This is a genomic window from Streptomyces sp. TRM49041 (genome assembly GCF_008271805.1).
In the GTDB taxonomy this organism is placed as follows: Bacteria; Actinomycetota; Actinomycetes; order Streptomycetales; family Streptomycetaceae; genus Streptomyces.
Genome location: NZ_VSRY01000170.1, coordinates 1 through 19,665, shown reverse-complemented (window position 1 = coordinate 19,665; position 19,665 = coordinate 1). Strand labels below are relative to the sequence as shown.

Below are 19,665 nucleotides of genomic sequence, written 5' to 3'. Positions count from 1 at the left end.
TCGGTCCCACCCTGCGCGGGCGGGGGAGCGGCCGACAATCGGCGTCGGCGGACTATGTCAACTACCGAGCCCGGGAAGGTTGTCGAGGTACGAGCGGACGTTGCGGCGGGTCTCGGGCACGCTGTCGCCGCCGGACTTCTCCGCGACCGCGTCCGCGAGCACCAGCGCGACCATCGCCTCCGCGACGATCCCGGCCGCCGGCACGGCGCACACGTCGGACCGCTGGTGGTGCGCGGCGGCCGCCTCCCCGGTCGTCACGTCGATCGTCCTCAGGGCGCGCGGCACCGTCGCGATGGGCTTCATCGCCGCCCGGACCCTCAGCAGCTCACCGGTGGTGAGACCACCCTCGGTACCACCCGAGCGGCCGGTACCGCGCCGCACACCCTCGTCGGTGGCGACGATCTCGTCGTGCGCCCGCGACCCCGGCACCCGCGCCAGACCGAAGCCGTCACCGACCTCCACACCCTTGATCGCCTGGATGCCCATGAGAGCCGCGGCGAGCCGGGCGTCCAGCCGCCGGTCCCAGTGCACATGCGACCCCAGACCGACCGGCACCCCGTACGCCAGGACCTCCACCACGCCACCGAGCGTGTCACCGTCCTTGTGGGCCTGGTCGATCTCGGCGACCATCGCCTTCGACGCGTCCGCGTCCAGACAGCGCACCGGGTCGTCGTCCAGCCTCCCGACATCGCCCGGGACCGGGTAGACGCCGTACGGCGCCTTCGCCCCGGCCAGCTCCACCACATGCGAGACGATCTCGATCCCGGCCGTCTCCCGCAGATACGAACGGGCGATCGCCCCCAGCGCGACCCGCGCCGCCGTCTCACGCGCCGACGCCCGCTCCAGCACCGGCCGCGCCTCGTCGAACCCGTACTTCTGCATCCCGGCCAGATCCGCGTGACCCGGCCGCGGCCGCGTCAACGGCGCGTTACGCGCCAACGCCGCCAGCTCCTCCGGATCCACCGGATCGGCCGCCATCACCTTCTCCCACTTCGGCCACTCGGTGTTCCCCACCATGACCGCCACCGGAGAACCCAGCGTCAGACCGTGCCGCACCCCGCCCAGGAACGTCACCTCGTCCCGCTCGAACTTCATCCGGGCACCCCGCCCGTAACCCAGGCGGCGCCGCGCCAGATGATCCGCCACCATCTCCGTGGTGACCGGCACACCGGCCGGAAGACCCTCCAGCGTCGCCACCAGCGCGGGACCGTGCGACTCCCCCGCCGTAAGCCAGCGCAACCTGCTCAACGCCCGCCCCCGTCACCGGACTCCGGCGCGCCGAAGCCGCAGTCGCCGTGCAGCCAGGCGACCTTGTCGTACATGTCGTGAGCGGAGAGCGAGCCGAGCATTGCGTTGCGCTCCCGGGCCGCGTCGCCGGCCGGGTGGTAGAGCTGCCGCCCCATCTCCCGGGCGACCAGCTGGGTCCGGGCCGTGCGCTCACGGCGGGCCGCGTTGTACTTCTCCAGCCGCTGCACGATCTCGTCCGCGCCGCACTCGGCGAGGAGTTCGCCGATCACGACCGCGTCCTCCAGGGCCTGGCAGGCGCCCTGGGCCGCGTACTGGAGCATCGGGTGCGCGGCGTCGCCGAGGAGCGCGACCCGTCCGTCCGTCCACCGCTCGACCGGGTCGCGGTCGCAGAGCACCCACGCCTTCCAGTCCCGGCCCAGCTCCAGCAGCCGCCGCGCGGTCTCGCCCAGGTCGGGGAACTCCTCGAGGACATGGTCCCGTGCGGCGGGCTTGCCGACGACCGCCACCTGCGCCCCGTCGTCCCGTGTGGCGGCGAGGTTGAAGTACGCGCCGCCGCCGATCGGGTAGTGCACGAAGTGCCACTTGGGTCCGGCCCACAGCGTGACCGTGTTCCAGCGCAGCTCCTCCGGCACCTCCTCCATCGGGATCACCGAACGGTAGATGGTGTGGCCCGACACGCGCGGGTCACCGTCGTCGACCAGCTGCCCGCGGACCGCCGAGCGGATGCCGTCGGCGCCTATCAGGGCGTCGCCCGTCACCCGCTCGCCGTCGGCGAGGACCGCGGTGACCTCGCCCGCCGTCTGCTCGTACCGCGTGACCGCCGCGTCGTTGCGCAGTTCGATGCGCGGGTGGCGGCGGCAGGCGTCGAGCAGCGGCTCGTACACGTCGACGCGCTGCACGACCGCGTACGGGTTGCCGAACCGCTGCCGGTACTCCTCGGTCAGCGGCATGGAGGCGACCCGCTCGCCGGTGGTGCCGTCCATGAAGCGCAGCTCGTCGATGTAGACGGCGCGGGCACGCACCTGCGCGCCGACGCCGAGCCGGTCGAGTGCGTGGAACGCGTTGGGGCCCAGCTGGATGCCGGCGCCGAGCTCGGTGAACGTGTCGCGGCGCTCCAGCACCGTGACCTGCCGGCCCTGACGGGCGATCCCGAGGGCCGCGGCCAGACCGCCGATGCCGCCGCCCGCGACGATTGTCTTCGCCATGTCTTCCTCGTCGTCCTTCGTGTAGGAGTGTGTTCTGCTCGGTCAGTTGGCGGAGGCGGCGGCGGGGAAGAGCCGGCGCAGCTCCGTGTGGAAGCCCGGGAAGGTCTTGGTGACGCACCGCGGGTCGTCGAGGGTGATGCCGGGCACGCGCAGGCCCAGCACCGAGAACGCCATGGCGATCCGGTGGTCGCGGTGGCAGGTGATCCGCGCGGCCCGCGGCTCCGCCGGGTGCACGGTGATCCAGTCGCGGCCGGTGTCCGTGCGGACGCCGCAGGCGGCCAGGTTCGTGGCCACGGCGGCGATCCGGTCGGACTCCTTCAGCCGCGCGTGTCCGATGCCGCGGATGGTGACCGGCGCGTCGGAGAGCGGGGCGATCGCCGCGAATGTCATGAACGTGTCGGAGATCTCGCCCATGTCCACCTCGAACCCGCCCCGCAGCCGGCCGTCCCCGGTCCCGGTGACGGTCGTGGCGTCCTCGCCGACCTCCACCAGGGCTCCGGCCCGGCGCAGCACATCGGCGAACCGCAGATCGCCCTGGAGGCTGCCGTGCCCGAGGCCCGGCACGGTGACGCTCCGTCCGGTGACGGCGGCCGCCGCCAGCATGTACGAGGCGGTCGACGCGTCCGGCTCGATGTCCAGATCGGCCGCCCGGTAGCCGTCGGCCGCGATCCGGACGGCGCCCTGGCCGTGCTCCTCGCCGGGCCGGCCGGCCGACAGATCGTCCACCCGCGCGCCGAAGTGGCGCATGAGGGCGATCGTCATGTCGACATACGGGCGGCTGACGAGGTCCCGGGCGCGTACGGTCAGCGGGCTGCGCATCAGCGGCGCCGCCATCAGCAGCCCGCTGACGTACTGGCTGCTCAGCCCGCCGTCCACGACCAGCTCGCCGCCCCACACGCCGGACGCCGCCACCCGCAGCGGGAGCCGCCCGCCCGGCGCGGCCCGCACGGTCACCCCGAGCCGGGTCAGCGCGTCCACCAGCGGCGCCAGCGGCCGGGCCCGCAACTGCCCGGAGCCGTCGAACTCGTACGCGCCGTCGCCGGTCGCCGCGAAGGGCGGCAGGAACCGGGCGGCGGTCCCCGCGTCGGCGCACCACACCCGGCCGCCGCCCACCGGCCCGTGACCCTGCCCGGTCACATCCCAGTAGGCGTCGCCGGGCCCCGCCGAGATCCGCACGCCCATCCCGGCCAGCGCGTGCCGGAACGCCACGGTGTCGTCGCTGACCAGCGGCGCCCGCAGTCTGCTCGTGCCGCACGCGGCGGCCGCCAGCAGCAGCGCCCGGTTGGTGATGCTCTTCGAGCCGGGGATACGGGCGGCGGGCACCCGGTCCGTCGCGGCGGTCGCCGCCGGGGCGCTCACTTCCGCCCCCGCAGCCGCGCGACGCTCGACCGGGCGGCCGCCGCGACGCGCTCGGCGGTGAAGCCGTACTGCTCGAACAGCCGGGTGTACGAGGCCGACGCGCCGAACCGGTCCAGCCCCACGCACACGCCCGCGTCCCCCACGAGCGCGGGCCAGCCCAGCACCGAACCGGCCTCCACCGACACCCGGGCCCGTACCTCCGGCGGCAGCACCCGGTCCCGGTACTCCGGGCTCTGCTCCTGGAACCACTCCAGGCACGGCATCGACACCACCCGGGTGCGGACGCCGTCACGCTGGAGGATGCGACGGGCGTCCAGCGCGATGTGCACCTCGCTGCCCGTGGCGATCAGCACCGCCTCCGGGGCGCCGCCCTCCGCCTCCGCCAGGACGTAGGCGCCGCGTGCCGCGCCTTCGGCGGACGCCACGCCCGAGCCGGGGGAGCGGTCCAGGACGGGCAGGTTCTGACGGCTCAGGCACAGTCCGGCGGGCCGGTCGGTGTGCTCCAGGACGGTACGCCAGGCCACCGCGGTCTCGTTGGCGTCGGCGGGCCGCACCACGTCGAGGCCCGGTATGCCGCGCAGCGACCACAGATGCTCCACCGGCTGGTGGGTGGGCCCGTCCTCGCCCAGTCCGATGGAGTCGTGCGTCCACACGTAGGTGACGGGCAGCCGCATCATCGCGGCGAGCCGCACGGCGGGCCGCATGTAGTCGGAGAAGACCAGGAACGTACCGCCGTAGGGGCGGGTGCCGCCGTGCAGGGCGATGCCGTTGAGGATCGCGCCCATGGCGTGCTCTCGGATGCCGAAGTGCAGGGTGCGGCCGTACCGGTGGCCCGGGAACGCGTCGGTCGCCAGCTCCTCCGGCACGAAGGACGGCTCGCCCCTCATCGTCGTGTTGTTGGACTCGGCCAGGTCGGCCGAGCCGCCCCACAGCTCGGGCAGCACAGCCGCCAGCGCGTTCAGCACCTCGCCGGACGCCTTGCGGGTCGCCATCGACGCCCCCGCCTCGAAGACGGGCAGCGCGTCCGCCCACCCGTCGGGCAGGGCGCGCGCCGAGATCCGGTCGTACGCCCGAGCCCGCCCGGGACACGCTGACCGCCAGTCCCGGTACCGCTTCTCCCACACGGCCCGGTCGCTCCGCGCCCGTTCACGCACCTCCCGGGCATGCGCCAGCACGTCGGCGGGCACCTGGAACGCCGCCTCCGGGTCCAGGCCCATCGCCGCCTTGGTGGCGGCCGTCTCCTCCGCGCCGAGGGCGGCGCCGTGGACCTTGCCGGTGTTCCGCTTGCCGGGCGACGGCCAGCCGATGATCGTGCGCAGCGCGACCAGCGAGGGCCTGCCGGTCTCCGCGCGGGCGGCGTCGAGGGCGTCGTACAGCGCCGGGACGTCCTCGTCGTACGAGGGGCCGGCCGTCCAGTCCACCCGCTGGACATGCCACCCGTAGGCGGCGAACCGCGCGAGCACGTCCTCGGACTGGGCGATCCGCGTGTCGTCCTCGATGGAGATGTGGTTGTCGTCGTACAGCACGACGAGGTTGCCCAGCTGCTGATGGCCCGCCAGGGACCCCGCCTCGTGGCTGATGCCCTCCTCCAGGTCGCCGTCCGACGCGAACACCCAGACGGTGTGGTCGAACGGGCTGGTCCCGGCCGGCGCGTCCGGGTCGAACAGGCCGCGCTCGCGACGGGCGGCCATCGCCATGCCGACCGCGTTGCCGAGCCCCTGCCCGAGCGGCCCGGTCGTCGTCTCGACACCCGGCGTGTGCCCGTACTCCGGGTGCGCGGGAGTCAGGCTCCCCTCCGTGCGCAGCGCCCTCAGGTCGTCCAGCTCCAGCCCGTACCCCGACAGGTACAGCTGCGTGTACAGGGTCAGGCTGGTGTGCCCGCACGACAGGACGAACCGGTCGCGGCCCGCCCACGCGGGGTCGGCGGGGTCGTGCCGCAGCAGCCGCTGGAACAGCAGATACGCGGCGGGCGCCAGGCTCATGGCGGTGCCCGGGTGACCGTGCCCCGCTGCTTCCACGGCGTCGACGGCCAGCGCCCGCGCGACGTCCACGGCGCGCCGGTCCAGCGCGCTCCACTCGAAGCGGCCGGGGAGGGGGGCCAGGGGGGTGTCCGAGAGGGTACTCACCGTGTGCTCAGGGCTCCTTAGGGAGAGGGTTTCGAGTTCGGAGTGGGCGCTTCCGGCGCGTCCGCCAGGCGCGTCCGCCGCCCAGCGCGTCCGCCAGGGCGCGTCAGACGGTGGCCGCCCGCGACGCCGCCAGCCATGCGACGATCTCCGCGGCCGCGCCGTCCGGAGTGTCGTCGTCCGTCCGGACGCGGTCGCGGGCGAGCCGGTCGTAGATGGGTGTCCGTACCGAGGCCAGGACACGGAGTTCACCGGCCGGGTCGTCGGCGAGCAGGGGCCTGGACCGGGCGGTCCCGACGCGGCCGGCCGCGGTGGCCGGGTCGACCACGAGGTGCACCACCCGGTGCCCGGCCAGCAGCCGCTGCGTGGTGTCGTCCAGGACGGCGCCGCCGCCGACCGCGAGGACGCCCGGGTGCCCGGCCAGCGCACGCCCCACCGCCTCCCGCTCCAGGACGCGGAACGCCGCCTCGCCCCGGTCCAGGAGGATGTCCCGGACGGCCAGCCCGGCCTCCCGCTCCACATCGGCGTCCGTGTCGCGGAAGCCGACGCCCAGCCGGTCCGCGAGGAGCCGCCCGACGGTCGACTTGCCGCTGCCCGGCAGCCCCACGAGCACCACGACCGGCCGGGTCACGGGACCACCCGGGCGAGGCCCGCCGGCGACAGGTCCGGGTCCGTGTGCCGCCCCTCCACGACGGCTTCCACGTCGAAGAGCGTGTACTGCGCGGGCGGCCGCCCGATCAGCTCGGCGGCCCGCGCCGGCAGCGGCGCCGCGGCCGCCTCGGCCGACTCCCACAGCAGTACGGCACCCCAGCGCCCGGTCTCCGGGTCCGAGATCCAGAACTTCAGCCGCAGCCCCTCGACACCGGCGAACCGGTCGACCGCCTCGTCCCGCAGGAAACCCCGCAGCGACGCGGCCGTCAGGCCGGTGCCCTCCAGCTCCCACCACACCACCGCGGCCTTCATACGGGCCGCTCCGCGAGCAGCCCGCTGAGCGCGTCGCCCACGATGCGGACCCCGTCCTCGGTCAGCACCGACTCCGGGTGGAACTGCAGGGACCGGAAGCCGGGCCCGCGCAGCGCGTGCACCTCGCCGTTCTTCGGGTCCGAGCTGACCTCCACCACACCGACCGGCGTCTCGGTCTTCTCGTCCGGGCAGCGCGCGGCGAAGGTGTTGTAGAAGCCGACCCGCTCGGTCCGCCCGAACAGGTCGATCTCCCGCCGCACGCCCTGGTTGGGCCGCTCGCGGCGGACCAGGTCCAGGCCGAGGCGGGCGCTGAGCACCTGGTGGCTCAGGCACACCGCCAGGAACGGCCGGTGCTCGGTGAGGAGCCTGTCGATCGCCGCCCCCAGGTGCGCGACCTTCGGATGGCCCGTGTCCTGCGGATCGCCCGGACCCGGACCCATGACCACCAGGTCGTACGGGCCGAAGTCGTACGGCTCGTCGTAGCGGCGGACCGTCACCCGAGCCCCCATGGCGCGCAGCTGATGGGCGATCATCGCGGTGAAGGTGTCCTCCGCGTCGACCACCAGCACCGCCCGCCCGGCCAGCGCCGGCACCGCGTGCCCGGCCCGGGCGTCGCCGTCGGCGAGCCAGAACCCGGCGATGCCGTCGTTGCGCCGGTCCAGCGCTGCCCGCACGGAAGGGTGTTCGCCCAGCCGGCGCGGGCCGGTGTCGCCCAGCACGCTCAGCAGGCCGGCGGCCTTGGCGCGGGTCTCGGCGACCTCGGAGCGCGGGTCCGAGTGGCGCACCAGGGTCGCGCCGACCCCGATCCGCATCCGCCCGGCCGCGTCGATGTCGGCGGTACGGATCAGGATCGCCGAGTCCAGGGTGCGGAAACCCTCCGCGTCCCGGCCGATCAGGGCGAGGACCCCGCTGTAGTAGCCGCGGCCCTCCGGCTCGTACCGGTTGACGACCCGGCAGGCGCTCTCCAGCGGCGAGCCGGTGACGGTCGGCGCGAACAGCGTCTCGTGGAGGATCTCGCGGGGGTCCAGACGCGTGTCGCCCTCGATGAAGTACTCGGTGTGCGCGAGCCGCGCCATCTCCTTGAGCCGAGGGCCGACGACCCGCCCGCCCTCGTCGCACACCCGGGCCATCATCTTCAGTTCCTCGTCGACGACCATGTACAGCTCGTCGGACTCCTTGCGGTCGGCGAGGAACTCCATGACGCCGGAGAGCGTCGGCCCGGACTCGGGGTAGCGGTATGTGCCGCTGATCGGGTTCATCACGGCCCGGCCGCCGGTGACACTGATGTGCCGCTCGGGTGACGCTCCGACGAACGTGCGGTCCCCGGTGTGCACGACGAACGTCCAGTACGCGCCGGACTCCCGTTCCAGGAGCCGGCGGAAGAACCGCAGCGCGGTCGCCACCGAGTAGTCGCCGATGTCGGCGACGAAGGAGCGCTTGATGACGAAGTTGGCGCCCTCGCCGGTGCCGATCTCCCGGTCGATGACGTCCTGGACGGTGCGCGCGTACGTCTCGTCGTCGATGTCGAACCCGCCGCCGTCGAGCAGCGGCACCGGGAGGTCCGGTACGCGTCGCAGTACCTCCGTGAGCGGCAGCGTCGTCTGTTCCTCCACGACCATGGCGAGCAGCTGCTCCCCGTCGTCGGGGGCGTCGTAGCCGCGCTCGGCGATCTGCCGGTACGGGACGAGCGCGAGCACGTCCTGCCGGGCCGCACCGGCCGCACCGGCCGCACCGGCCGCACCGGCCGGGTCTGCCGGTTCCGACGGGGCCGCCGCTTCCGGCAGGGGCAGCTCGGCCAGCGACCCCGCCTCGCCCACCGTACCGACCAGCAGATCGACCCGGTCGGGCCCGGTCGCCTCCGGGCGGTGCACCAGGGCGAACGGCGGCGGGTTCGCCGACAGCACCCGGCACAGCAGGTCGTCGGTCATGACGCCTCCTTCCCCGCGGCCACGCCGCCCGGCACCGCCGGCCGGGCGGGGAGCCCGGCGAGCAGCTCGTCGGTGGTGGTGAGCGCGGCGCAGCGGGCCGCCGCGTACTCCAGCGCCATACGGTGGTCGCGCGCGCTGAAGTCGGCGACGGCGTCGGCGACCAGGAACGGCTGGATGTCGTGGCTGAACGCCTCGACGGCCGTCATCAGCACACCGACGTGCGCGTACACGCCGCAGACGACGAGCTGGTCGCGGCCCGCGAACCGCATCCGGTCCAGCAGCTCCGTCCGGTGGAAGGCGCTGTAGCGCCACTTGGTGAACACCCAGTCGCCCGGCCGCGGCGCCACCGGATCGACGACCTGGCGGTGCTCGGCGCTCGGCGCCATGCCGGGCCCCCAGAAGTCCTTCAGCAGGCCACGCTGCCGCTCGTCCATGCCGCCGGGCTGCGCCGTGTACGCGACGGGGACACCGAGCGCGGCGAACCGTTGCCGGATCCGCGCGGTGTGCGTCACCAGCGCCGAGACGGGCTGCTCACCGGCCGGGAAGGGGGACAGGAAGTACCGCTGCATGTCGTGGACGAGCAGCACGGCACGGTCGGGGTCCACTGTCCAGGCCGGTGTGCTCACCGGCAGGTCGGCGGCGGACGGCATCGGATAGGGACTGATCGGCGGTATGCCGGCCATGGGCTTGGTCCTCGGTCGACGGGTACGGAAGGGGGTGGTCGTGCCGGTCCTAGACACCGAGCGCCGCACCTCCATCCACGGTCAGGTCGTGCATGGTGATGTGCGACGCCCGGTCCGACAGCAGGAACACCACCGCGTCGGCGACGTCTCCCGGCTGGGCGAGCTTCCGCAGCGGTATGCCGACGCGGTACGCCTCCGGCACGCCGTCGAGGGAGGCGTTCGCGCCCTGCTCGTCCTTCCACATGGAGGTGAGCATCGGGGTGTAGGTGGAGCCGGGCGCCACGATGTTGGCCCGGATGCCGTACTTGGCCACCTCCAGGCCCAGGCACTTGGTGAACATGGTCGCGGCCGCCTTCGAAGCGGCGTACGCGGACATCTCGGTGCGCGCCGTGCCGGCGGCGTTCGACGCGACGGTGACGATCGCGCCGTGCCCGCGGGTCACCATCCGGTTGACGACGGCCCGGGAGACGAAGAAGACACCGGTGGTGTTGACGGCGAACGTGGTCGCCCACTCATCGTCGGTGAGCGAGCGGGCCTCGGCGAGCCGCAGCACCCCGGCGCCGTTGACGAGGTAGTCGACGGGCCCGACGAGCGCCTCGACGTCGTCGACCAGCGAGTCGACCTCGGCGCTCGACGTGATGTCGGCGGGGAACGCGTAGACGCGCAGGTCCTGTTCCACGGCGGCCTTGGCCCGGTCACGGAGCCGGTCCGCGTCACGGTCGACGGCCGCCACCCGTACCCCGCGCTCGGCGAGGGCCTGGACGATCGCGTCGCCGATGCCGCCCGCGGCGCCGGTGACCAGAGCGGTCTTTCCTTGCATGGAGGGAAGCTCCTTCTTCAGCCGGGTCAGCCGAGCCAGGCGGAGGCGACCTCGAAAGCCTGCCGGGCGTTGAGCCGGGGATCGCAGAACGTCGTGTACTTGTCGCCGAGTTCACCGGTGCTCGACGCGTCGAGCACACACTCGGTGACGTCGTCCGGAGTGGTCTCCAGGTGCAGACCGGCGGCCACTGCGCCGTTGTCGGTCACGGCCGCCTGGAACTCCAGGACCTCCTGGACGACGGTGGTGACGTACCGGGTCTTCACCCCGCCCGGCGCGCTCACCGTGTTGCCGTGCATCGGGTCGCAGAGCCACAGCACCGGGTGCCCGGCTTCGCGCACCGCGCGCACCAGCTCCGGCAGCCGCTCGGCGACCGTCCCGGCGCCCATCCGGGAGATCAGCGTCAGCCGGCCCGGTTCGCGGCCCGGGTCCAGCCGCTCGCACAGCGCGAGCAGCTCGGGGGCGGTCATGGAAGGGCCGACCTTGCAGGCCACCGGGTTGGCGACCGCCGCCAGCAGAGCGACATGGGCGCCGTCCAGCTCGCGCGTACGCTCACCGATCCACGGCCAGTGCGTCGACGTCAGCAGCAGCGAGCCGTCCGGCCCGGTCCGCAGCATCGGCCCCTCGTAGTCGAGGAGCAGCGCCTCATGACTGGTCCACACCGGCGCCTCGGCAGGGAAGGGGCGCCGCCCGCCGTGTCGGCCGAGTATCTCCATGACGTCGGCGGCGGCCCGGTACCCGGCCCACAGCCGCTCGGGGTCGGGGCGGCGCAGCACCGGGTCCGGCTCCGGGCTGTTGACCATGTGGCCCCGGTACGAGGCGAGTTCGACGCCGTTCACGACCTCGGTCGGTTTCGACCGGGGCTTGCCGAACTGGCCGGCGAGCCGGCCGACGCGGATGACCGGCTTGTGCGTACGGGCCTTCATGACCCCGGCCAGTACGTCGAGGAGCGCGGCCTTGCGCGCCACATAGCCGGGCGTGCACTCGGCGGGGTCCTCCGCGCAGTCCCCGGTCTGCACGATCTGCGCCTCGCCCGCCGCCGCGGCGGCCAGCAGCGACCGCAGCTCCCGTACGTCGTCCGCGTCGACGAGCGCGGGGGCCGCCGCGAGCCGCCCCCGTACCGCCGTGAGAACGGCCTGATCCGGCCAGTCGGGCTGCTGGCCCGCCGGTAGCGTCTTCCAGAGGTCGGTTTCCTGCACGTGTTACCTCCCGGTGCTCAACTGCCGCCAACGGATGCAGCAGGAGTCTGGGAAGGGCGGAAGGCCGGGAACCACCGGCCCGGTGCCACTTCGTCAAGTGACGCGCACTTGGTCAAGTCCGGACAGATGTCAACCGTTGCCGGGAGGCGGCGACCTGACATAGACGAGGACGCGTCCGTCACACGGGCCCGCGGCCGTCCTAGGGTCGGACCATGAAGAGGGAATCAGCCCTGGTGCTACTCCAGCGGCTGGCCGCCGAGGGTGTCACGCCGTGGATGGACGACGGTGGCCGCCGCCGGCCGGCCGGGGGAGTCCCGGACCGGCTCTCCGGGTCGCCGCCGCCCTTCCGCGGCGCGGTGATCCCCCCGTCCTGCCCGGCAGCGGCCCGGCACGCCTGCGACGCGCTGCTGCCCGTCCACGAGGCGAGCGGCGGCCGTGACGGCCATGTCTCCGCGCCGGTGGACCCACGAGCCGCCCACGACGCGGACGCCCTGACAGCGGCGGCCGGGACGCTCCACCGGGCGGTGGAGCGCCCCAACCTGCTGGTCCGCATCCCGGCGACCCCGGCGGGCCTCGTCGCCCTCGCCGACTGCCTCGCCGAGGGCATCGGCGTGGACAGCACCCTGGTCTTCTGCGCCGAGCGCTACGCCCAGGTCCTGGACGCCTACTTCACCGGGATGGAACGCGCCCTGACCGCCGGCCTCCCCCTCCAGCCCCTCACCTGCGTGACGTCCTTCCCGGTGGGGCCCCTGGACACGGAAGCCAACGCGAGACTCACCCGCCCGCGAGCGGCTCCGTCCGAGTGCGGTGCCGCTGCCCGGGCGTGTGTGCGAGGCGAGGGCGACGGCCCTCCCGGCGGGCCCGCAGGGCCGGTCGAGGGGGTGGGAGCGGACTACCCCGTCGCTCTGGCCGTTGCCCGGCAGGTGTTCCGGGTGCGGGAGGAGCGGCTCGCGGGGCAGTGGTGGCGGGTGCTGCGGGCCGGTGGGGCCGCGCCGCCGCGGTTGCTGTGGACCGAGCCCGAGCACCGGCACATCGGCGCCCTCATCGGCTGGAACACGGCGATCGCCCTGCCCCCGGACGTACTCGAGAGTGCGCCCGACGACCTCGAACTGTGCGGGGACACCCTCCTCAACTCGCACCGCGAGGGCCTGCGCACCCTGGCCGCCCTGGAGCGGCACGGGGTCCGCATGGCCGAGCTGGCCGACGTGCTGGAGTCGAGGGAACTCGCCCGACTCCAGCACGCCTGGAAAGCCTGACCCGCACCCGGCTCAGAGCCGGACCCGCTCCCGCTCCCCTCGCGGGAACACGGCACCTGTCAGCGCCAGCAGCGGGGCCGACTTGACCGCCGTCTCCTCGAACTCGCCCTCAGGGTCGGACAGGGCGATCACCGCACCCCCCACCCCGTAGCGGACCCGGTCCTCGGTGATCAGGGCGGTGCGGATGACCACGCTCAGATCCGCCGCCCCGTTGAGCGAGAAGTACCCGACGGCCCCGGAGTACACCCCGCGCGGCCCGCCTTCGAGCCGGTCGATGATCCGCATCGTACGGATCTTCGGCGCGCCGGTCATGGACCCGGCGGGGAACGCCGCGCGTACGCACTCCACGGCGCTGCGCCCGTCCCGCAGCCGGGCCCGCACGGTGCTCACCAGCTGGTGCACGGTCGCGTAGCTCTCGACGCGGAAGATGTCGTCGGCCTCGACCGAGCCCGGCACGGCGCACCGGCCGAGGTCGTTGCGGACCAGGTCGACGATCATGAGGTTCTCGCAGCGGTCCTTCTCGGAGTCCCGCAGATCGGCGACCAGCGCCGCGTCCTCCTCCGGGGTACGGCCGCGCGGCCGGGTGCCCTTGATCGGCTCGGACACGGCCACGCCGTCCCGCGAGACGCTCAGAAACCGCTCGGGCGACGTGCTGAGCACCGACAGGCCGCCGAACTGCAGGAGCGCGCCGAACGGCACGGGACTGGTGCGCCGCAGCGTCCGGTACGCCTCCCACGGGTCGTAACTCCCCTTCACCTCGGCCAGATTGGTGAGGCACACCTCATAGGTCTCGCCCGCCGCGAGCTCGCTCCGGCAGGCGTCGATCAGCCGCAGATACGCCTCACGGCCGTGCCGCAGCAGGACCTCACCGTCGCCCTGGGCGGGCGAGTCCGGCGCGGCCGCGGGCACCCCGGCGCACCGGGCGAGGCGCTCCGCCGTCGCGGCGAACCAGCCACGCGCGGCGACCTCGCCGTCGTCCGTACCGTCCTCGGTGAGCGCCAGCAGATAGGTGGTGTCCGTGGCGTGGTCGAGGACCAGGGCGCGGTCCGCGAAGACCATCGTCGCGTCGGGGTCCTCGGAGCGGTGCACCGCTTCGCCGCCGCACTCGGCCTTCAGCTCGTAGCCGAGGTATCCCACCCAGCCCAGCGCGAAGTCGAAGGGCAGATCGGGAACGCGGGTGGTGGTGGTCCGCAGGTCGCGGTCGATCCAGTCGAGGAAGGGGCCCGCGACGATCTCGGTGCCGGCCCGGGACTCCAGAGTGACCGTGCCGCTCCACACATCGGCCCTTGCGATCCGGGCCAGCGGCCCGGAGGCGTCGCCCATCACCGAGAACCGGCCGCGGCCGTGGTCGGGGCGGCTGCTGTCCAGCCAGAACGCGTGGTCGTTGCCACGGAACAGCCGGTCGTACGCGGCCTCGGCGTCCCAGCGGGTGGGCAGCGTCTCGACGAGCACCCGCAGCCGCCGGGCCGGCCCGGGACCCACGGCGGCGGGCGCCACGGCGGCAGGCCGCGCGGCCGTCGGCCGCTCGGCGCCCGCGGGCCGGGGCGGCTGCGGCCGTCGGTGGCCGCGTGGCGCCCTGCTCAACTCCGCGAAGTTACGGAGCAGCCGGACGCCGTGCTGCGAGCAGACCGACTCCGGATGGAACTGCACCCCCCACTGAGGCCGTTCACGGTGCCGCAGCCCCATGATCAACCCGTCGGGCGTCCACGCTGTCGCCTCCAGGCGGGACGGCAGCGCGGTCACCGCCAGCGAGTGGTACCGCACCACCTCCAGCGGCGACGGCAGCCCGGCGAACAGCCCGTCGCCGTCGTGCAGTACGGGCGATACACGGCCGTGGCAGGGCTCCGGCGCACGGCCCACGGCGGCGCCGTGCAGCAGCCCGACGCCCTGGTGCCCCAGACAGATGCCGAGCAGCGGCAGCCGGGTCTCCTCGATGATCTCCCGGCAGATCCCGAAGTCCGCCGCGCGCTCCGGTGTTCCGGGCCCCGGGGATATGACGACATTGTCGAAGGCCGCCAGCAGCCCGGGCCGCCAGTGCGGGTCGTCGTTGCGGACGACCTCCGGCTCCTGGCCGTTCACCTCGGCGATCTGGTGGAACAGGTTGTATGTGAACGAGTCGTGGTTGTCGACGAGCAGCGTACGCAACGGAAACGTCTCCTCGGAGGTCAGACGGCGGCCGGGACGATCTCGAGGAGCATGTGCGTGACGATGTCGTCGCCGTACACACCCTCGTGGACCCGCGCGGTGCGCAGGGTGCGCAGCTCCCGCCCGCACTCCTCGGCCATCCGGTGCAGCGCGGCCAGGTCACCGCGGTCACTGAAGTGCAGCAGCGCCGACCCGCCCGGGGCGATCCATCTCGGCGCCTGGTCCAGATAGCCGCGGTGCGCCCGATAGCCGACGTCGACGTAGGCCCGCTCGTGCACCGACTCGTACATGTACTCCGCCGGGCCCATCACATAGTTGGAGCTCCAGAAGACCGTGTGGAATCGGTCACCCTCGTCGAGACCGGAGAACAGGTCGCTGTGCAGCGGACGCAACCGGTCGGTCACGCCGTGCCGTTCGGCGTTGACGGCCGCGTTCTCCACCGCCCGCGGGCTGATGTCGGACGCGACGACCCGCTCGTGCCCGGCCAGCGCGGCCATCACGGCGATGACGCCCGTACCGCAGCCGACCTCCAGGAAGGAGCCGGCGCCCGGCGCCGGCACGGTGTCGTCGAGGCCGAGGAACCGCAGCGCGATCTCCGTCGACGGCGAGTAGACCGGCGCGAACACCTCGTTCAGCAGGTCCCACTCCCGGCCGCACAGGGTGAAGGTGCTCGGCCGGTCCTCCCGGGTCAGTGACTCACGGCTGCGCCGCAGCGAACGCTCGAAACTCTGGATCTCGGTCATGGTGTCTCCTCGCACTCGGGTTGTCCTGAGTGGCGCCCCCCTGGCACCTGCCGCCCAGCATTCAGGCGGAGGGACACCGTCCAGAAGGTGGTCCGACGACACCCTTGATCATGGAGAGTGGTGGCCCGGTCACCGTACGCGTCCCTGACCAGCGGCCCCGCACCCACGGATTGTTGACCAACCCTTACGATCCGCATTACTTTCAGCCAGTCAGAGGCGGCTTGAGTACTCGGGGGGCGAGCGTGACGCCGGATGGCCGGTCGTCGTCGGAAGCCGACGTTTTCACCATGCTCGAACTGCTCGCTCAGGAAGCGCCGGAGAGTGAGTTCGAGCAGGTAGTCGCGCGGGCCCGCGACTCCGGGGCCCGCACGGCGGCCCTCGACCGGCTGGTCCGGGCCAAAGACCTGTCGCTGGGCATCCGGGCGCTCTTCGCCCGCCGCCAGCAGCGCGAGGCCGGGCTCTCGGCGCTCGTCGACACCGCCCGGGACCTGACGCTGCCGTACAACCTGGACGCCCTGCTGAAGGTCATCACCCGGCGGTCGAGACTCCTCCTGGGCCTCGACATGTCATGGGTGACCTTCCACGACGTGGAGCGGCGCTGCTCCCGGGTGCGGGCGTCGGACGGCCACGCGTCGGCCATCACCGTGGGCTTCGAGGTACCCATGGAGGGCGGCGTGGGCAGGCAGGCGACGCAGCGGTCCGGTCCGTTCTGGTCCGCCGACTATCTGCGGGACGACAGCTTCACGCACTCCCCGGCGATCGACGACGTGGTGCGCGCGGAGGGACTGCACGCCATCATGGCTGTGCCGCTGCAGTCGGAGGAGTCGACCTTCGGGGTGCTGTACGTGGCGGACCGGCGCATACGCCACTTCGCCCCGGACGAGATATCCCTGATGAGTTCCCTCGGCGACCTGGCCGCCGTGGCGATCGAGAAGACGCGGCTGCTGGAGCGCGCCCGCGACGAGGTCGCCGAGCTGGCCCAGGACACCTCCCGCGCCAAGGACTCGTTCGCCGCCGCCCGCCGGTCCGGCGACGTCCACAACCGGCTGCTGGACCTGCTGCTGGAGGGCCGTGATCTGCAGGCCCTCGCCGCGGAGGCGGCCACGCTGCTCGCCGTACCGTCCCTGCTGGTCCGCGACCCGGCGGGACGCGACCTCGCCGCCGTCGGGGAGCCGCCGGAGCTCGACGACTCCGCACTGCTCACACTCGCCCTGGACGCGCACACGGAGGGCCGGCCCATGCGGTCCGGCGACGGCGTCTGGGTGTGCCCGGCCACGGCGGGCGACGAGATGCTCGGCACGCTCTTCGCCACCCCGTCCGCGCCGCTCGACGAGGACCGGGTCGAGCTGCTGCGGCCGGTGGCCCGGATCACCGCGCTGTTACTCCTGATGCGGCGCAGCGCGGCCGTCGCCGAGGGGCAGGTGCGCGATCTGCTCTTCAGCGACCTGCTCAGCGGCTGCGAGATGCCGCCCGACCAGCTCGCCGAGCGCGCCCGGCGGCTCGCCGTCGACCTGGACCAGCCGCACGTCCTGGTCGTCGCCCGCCCCGAGGGCGGCATCCGCGGCCGTGCCGTCGTCTGGGCGTCCTCGTACGCGTACCGGCTGTCCGGGCTCAAGGCCGTGGACGGCGACTGCCTCGTCATGATGCTGCCCGGCAGCGACCCGGGCGCGGCGGGCGAGGCCCTGTCGGCGGAGCTGACCTCGGTGCTCGGCCGCCCGGTGACCGTCGGCTCCGCCGGCCCGGCCACCGACCCGGCAGGGATCATCGCGGCCCACCAGGAGGCGCGGCGCTGTCTGGAGGCGGTGACCGCGCTCGGCGGGACCGGCGTCGCCGCGTCACCGCGCGAGCTGGGCTTCCTCGGCCTGCTGCTCTCCGACAGCCCCAACACCGTCGGGTTCATCACCGCCACCATCGGCCCGGTCCTGGACTACGACTCCCAGCAGTGCACCGAGCTGGCACGCACCCTGGAGGCCTACTTCGCCTCCGCCAGCAGCCCCACCCGCGCCGCCGAGACCCTGCATGTGCACCCCAACACCGTGTCGCGGCGGCTGGAGCGGATCACCGAACTCCTGGGCGCGGGCTGGCAGGAGCCCGCCCGGGCGCTGGAGGTGCAGCTGGCCCTGCAACTGCAGCGCACCCGGCGGGCGCTCGTGCGGCGGCGCAGCGGTCAGGCGGACCGCGCCATCGGCTGACCCTCATCCTGGGCCTGGGCCTGGGCCTGGGCCTGGGCCTGCGCCTGGGCGTGGGCCTGGGCGTGGGTGTGGGCGTGGGTGTGGAGCCGTGCCCGGCCCTGTGCCCGGCACTCCGCCGTGGCCACGGTGTGCACGGCCTGTGCGGCGGACGCCAGGGTGGTGTGCCGGTGCCAGCCGTCGTACGACCGCCCCTCGAAGTCCACGAGGCCCACGCTGACCGAGGTCTCCGCGAAATCAGCCGCGACGCGGTGCGAGAGCAGCGCCAGGCGCAGCAGCTCACCCCAGGACGCGCGGGGCAGGTCGGTGATCCAGCACCGCCGCGGCCAGCCGTGCGGGCCGTCCCACTCACCGAGCAGCAACACCTGCCCCGCCCTCGGCAGTTCCACCTGTACGGCGGTCACCAGGCTGGTACGCGGCCGTCGGCTCACCGGGTCCGTCCAGGTGACGGGCCGCCGCAGCGGGGCCGCCATGCGCAGCAGCTGCTGCACGGACACCTCACCGACACCGAGCCGGTCGAGGGCGGGGTCGGTGGCGGTGACCCGCGTCGCGCCCGGGACCGTCGCCAGGAACGGCAGCGCGGCGGCCCGGAACTTCCCCACCAGGAAGGCCGGTTCCGTGTCCGGCAGATCGACGACCACTGGCCGGTGCCCCGCCGCCGTCCACTCCCGCACCTCACGTGCGGCCCCGATGACACACTCCAGGGAGGTGTCCGCCCCCCGCCCGAGTCCCTCGAGCCACTCGCCGGACAGCCTCAGCCGCCAGCTCACCGGGGTGCTCAGTTCGTCACCGGCGGCCCACACGCCGTACGCCTCCTGGCTGTTGACGATGTGCCCCAGGCTCGGTACGAACCGCCGTGCCACGCCCACCGAGTGCTGCCCCGCCTTGGGGATCACCACGTTCTGCACCACCCAGCAGCGCGGCCGCAACGCCCGCTCCACATACCGGGCGAGCGCCGCGCGCACCGGTGCCCACTCCCAGGTGGACGCCGAGATGAAGTGGTGCAGACTCTGCTCGGCCGCGCCGTCCCCGACGGAGGCGGCGATGTTCCGGATCGACTTGCGCCCCTGGGCCGTGAGCAGGCCCCGGAGATACTGCTCTCCTTTCCGCCGCTGATCCTTGCGCGGCAGCCCGGCGAAGAGTTCGGCGCACAACTCACCCACGATCACCTCCGGCACCCCGTGTGTACGACGACTTCTCTCCCGTACGAGCTCGACTCCCATGGTTCCCCCGCCTCCCGGTACACAGCGACAACCAGTGCCTCCACCGTGCTGTCCGGACGGTCCGCCGGCCCAGGTGCGCCGAGCACACACCTGCGCCCGCCGCTGCGCACGGGCAGCCACGAGTCATCCCGGGCGCCCCGCGAAGGCCCATAGAACGGACATGTGCCGCGGTTCTGAGGCGCGAGTGTCGGTGCGATGGGGGAGCGCCGATGGTGGCCCGGCCACCATCGGCGGATCGGTGGGAGCGCTCCGACGGTGGCCCGGCCACCGTCGCGAGGGCAGGGTCTCGGCCCGCACGCGAAGTGCCCGCGTACCGGTGAGGTACGCGGGCACTTCAGGTACTGCGGGGAACTACGGTGCGACGGTTCAGCTGATCGGTCCGCTCCAGCGGTCCGCCGGGGCGCCGAAGCCGGTCCCGGTGCTGAGCCACGAGTACAGACCGTCGACCTTGCGGCCGTCGGCCGTGTTGCCCTTGTCGTAGTACACCGCGACGTCGGCCTTGCGGTCGCCGTTGTAGTCGCCGGCGGTGAACTGGCTTGCGGTCCAGCGGAAGGAGCCGGTGCTCTCCCACTTCAGGCTCGGTG

Annotated in this window: 14 protein-coding genes and 2 pseudogenes; 2 read left to right on the top strand and 14 right to left on the bottom strand. The window is 73.5% G+C overall.

Annotated elements, in window-relative coordinates:
- Positions 1-57: 57 nt before the first annotated feature.
- From aroC to FVS66_RS30800, 10 genes and pseudogenes are all read right to left on the bottom strand, one after another.
- Positions 58-1,248, bottom strand: a complete 1,191-nt coding sequence (gene aroC / locus FVS66_RS30845; protein ID WP_149184548.1) for a chorismate synthase — start codon at positions 1,246-1,248, stop codon at positions 58-60.
- A complete protein-coding gene (locus tag FVS66_RS30840) occupies positions 1,245-2,453 on the bottom strand; it encodes a 3-hydroxybenzoate 6-monooxygenase (RefSeq protein WP_149184547.1) in 1,209 nt (402 codons plus the stop codon). Before FVS66_RS30840 ends, aroC begins: the two co-directional genes overlap by 4 nt.
- Positions 2,454-2,495: 42 nt before the next feature.
- Positions 2,496-3,812, bottom strand: coding sequence for a 3-phosphoshikimate 1-carboxyvinyltransferase (gene aroA / locus FVS66_RS30835; protein WP_262387302.1), 1,317 nt, complete (start codon positions 3,810-3,812; stop codon positions 2,496-2,498).
- A pseudogene (gene tkt, locus FVS66_RS30830) lies at positions 3,772-5,938 on the bottom strand (transketolase); the annotation flags it as partial. The pseudogene tkt and the gene aroA, both read right to left, overlap by 41 nt.
- 103 nt (positions 5,939-6,041) lie before the next feature.
- Complete coding sequence (locus FVS66_RS30825) at positions 6,042-6,566, bottom strand: shikimate kinase (protein ID WP_149184546.1); 525 nt, start codon at positions 6,564-6,566, stop codon at positions 6,042-6,044.
- Complete coding sequence (locus FVS66_RS30820) at positions 6,563-6,898, bottom strand: hypothetical protein (RefSeq protein ID WP_149184545.1); 336 nt, start codon at positions 6,896-6,898, stop codon at positions 6,563-6,565. Before FVS66_RS30820 ends, FVS66_RS30825 begins: the two co-directional genes overlap by 4 nt.
- Positions 6,895-8,826 (bottom strand): anthranilate synthase family protein, encoded by a 1,932-nt coding sequence (locus FVS66_RS30815; RefSeq protein ID WP_149184544.1) that lies wholly within the window; start codon positions 8,824-8,826, stop codon positions 6,895-6,897. The genes FVS66_RS30820 and FVS66_RS30815 overlap by 4 nt, the downstream gene beginning before the upstream one ends.
- Positions 8,823-9,509 (bottom strand): isochorismatase family protein, encoded by a 687-nt coding sequence (locus FVS66_RS30810; protein ID WP_149184543.1) that lies wholly within the window; start codon positions 9,507-9,509, stop codon positions 8,823-8,825. The genes FVS66_RS30815 and FVS66_RS30810 overlap by 4 nt, the downstream gene beginning before the upstream one ends.
- Before the next feature lie 49 nt (positions 9,510-9,558).
- Positions 9,559-10,329, bottom strand: a complete 771-nt coding sequence (locus tag FVS66_RS30805; RefSeq protein ID WP_149184542.1) for a 2,3-dihydro-2,3-dihydroxybenzoate dehydrogenase — start codon at positions 10,327-10,329, stop codon at positions 9,559-9,561.
- 26 nt (positions 10,330-10,355) lie between these two features.
- Positions 10,356-11,525 (bottom strand): 3-deoxy-7-phosphoheptulonate synthase, encoded by a 1,170-nt coding sequence (locus FVS66_RS30800; RefSeq protein ID WP_149184541.1) that lies wholly within the window; start codon positions 11,523-11,525, stop codon positions 10,356-10,358.
- A 212-nt stretch (positions 11,526-11,737) separates the two neighbouring features.
- Here FVS66_RS30800 and FVS66_RS30795 point away from each other — a divergent pair, with 212 nt between their 5' ends.
- Positions 11,738-12,781: a transaldolase family protein gene (locus FVS66_RS30795; protein ID WP_149184540.1), complete on the top strand. Its 1,044-nt coding sequence runs from the start codon at positions 11,738-11,740 to the stop codon at positions 12,779-12,781.
- A 12-nt stretch (positions 12,782-12,793) separates the two neighbouring features.
- Here the strand turns inward: FVS66_RS30795 and pabB are convergent, their stop codons facing one another.
- Positions 12,794-14,926, bottom strand: coding sequence for an aminodeoxychorismate synthase component I (gene pabB, locus FVS66_RS30790; protein WP_149184539.1), 2,133 nt, complete (start codon positions 14,924-14,926; stop codon positions 12,794-12,796).
- Positions 14,927-14,946: 20 nt separating this feature from the next.
- Entirely contained in the window at positions 14,947-15,669 is a 723-nt protein-coding gene (locus tag FVS66_RS30785; protein WP_149184538.1) for a class I SAM-dependent methyltransferase, read from the bottom strand.
- Between the two features lie 287 nt (positions 15,670-15,956).
- Here FVS66_RS30785 and FVS66_RS30780 point away from each other — a divergent pair, with 287 nt between their 5' ends.
- Positions 15,957-17,861, top strand: a complete 1,905-nt coding sequence (locus FVS66_RS30780; protein WP_149184537.1) for a helix-turn-helix domain-containing protein — start codon at positions 15,957-15,959, stop codon at positions 17,859-17,861.
- Here the strand turns inward: FVS66_RS30780 and FVS66_RS30775 are convergent.
- Both FVS66_RS30775 and FVS66_RS35300 read right to left on the bottom strand, forming a co-directional pair.
- Positions 17,837-19,081: a transposase gene (locus tag FVS66_RS30775; RefSeq protein ID WP_262387301.1), complete on the bottom strand. Its 1,245-nt coding sequence runs from the start codon at positions 19,079-19,081 to the stop codon at positions 17,837-17,839. The genes FVS66_RS30780 and FVS66_RS30775 overlap by 25 nt on opposite strands.
- Positions 19,082-19,447: 366 nt before the next feature.
- Positions 19,448-19,665 (bottom strand): annotated as a pseudogene (locus FVS66_RS35300) (esterase); the annotation flags it as partial.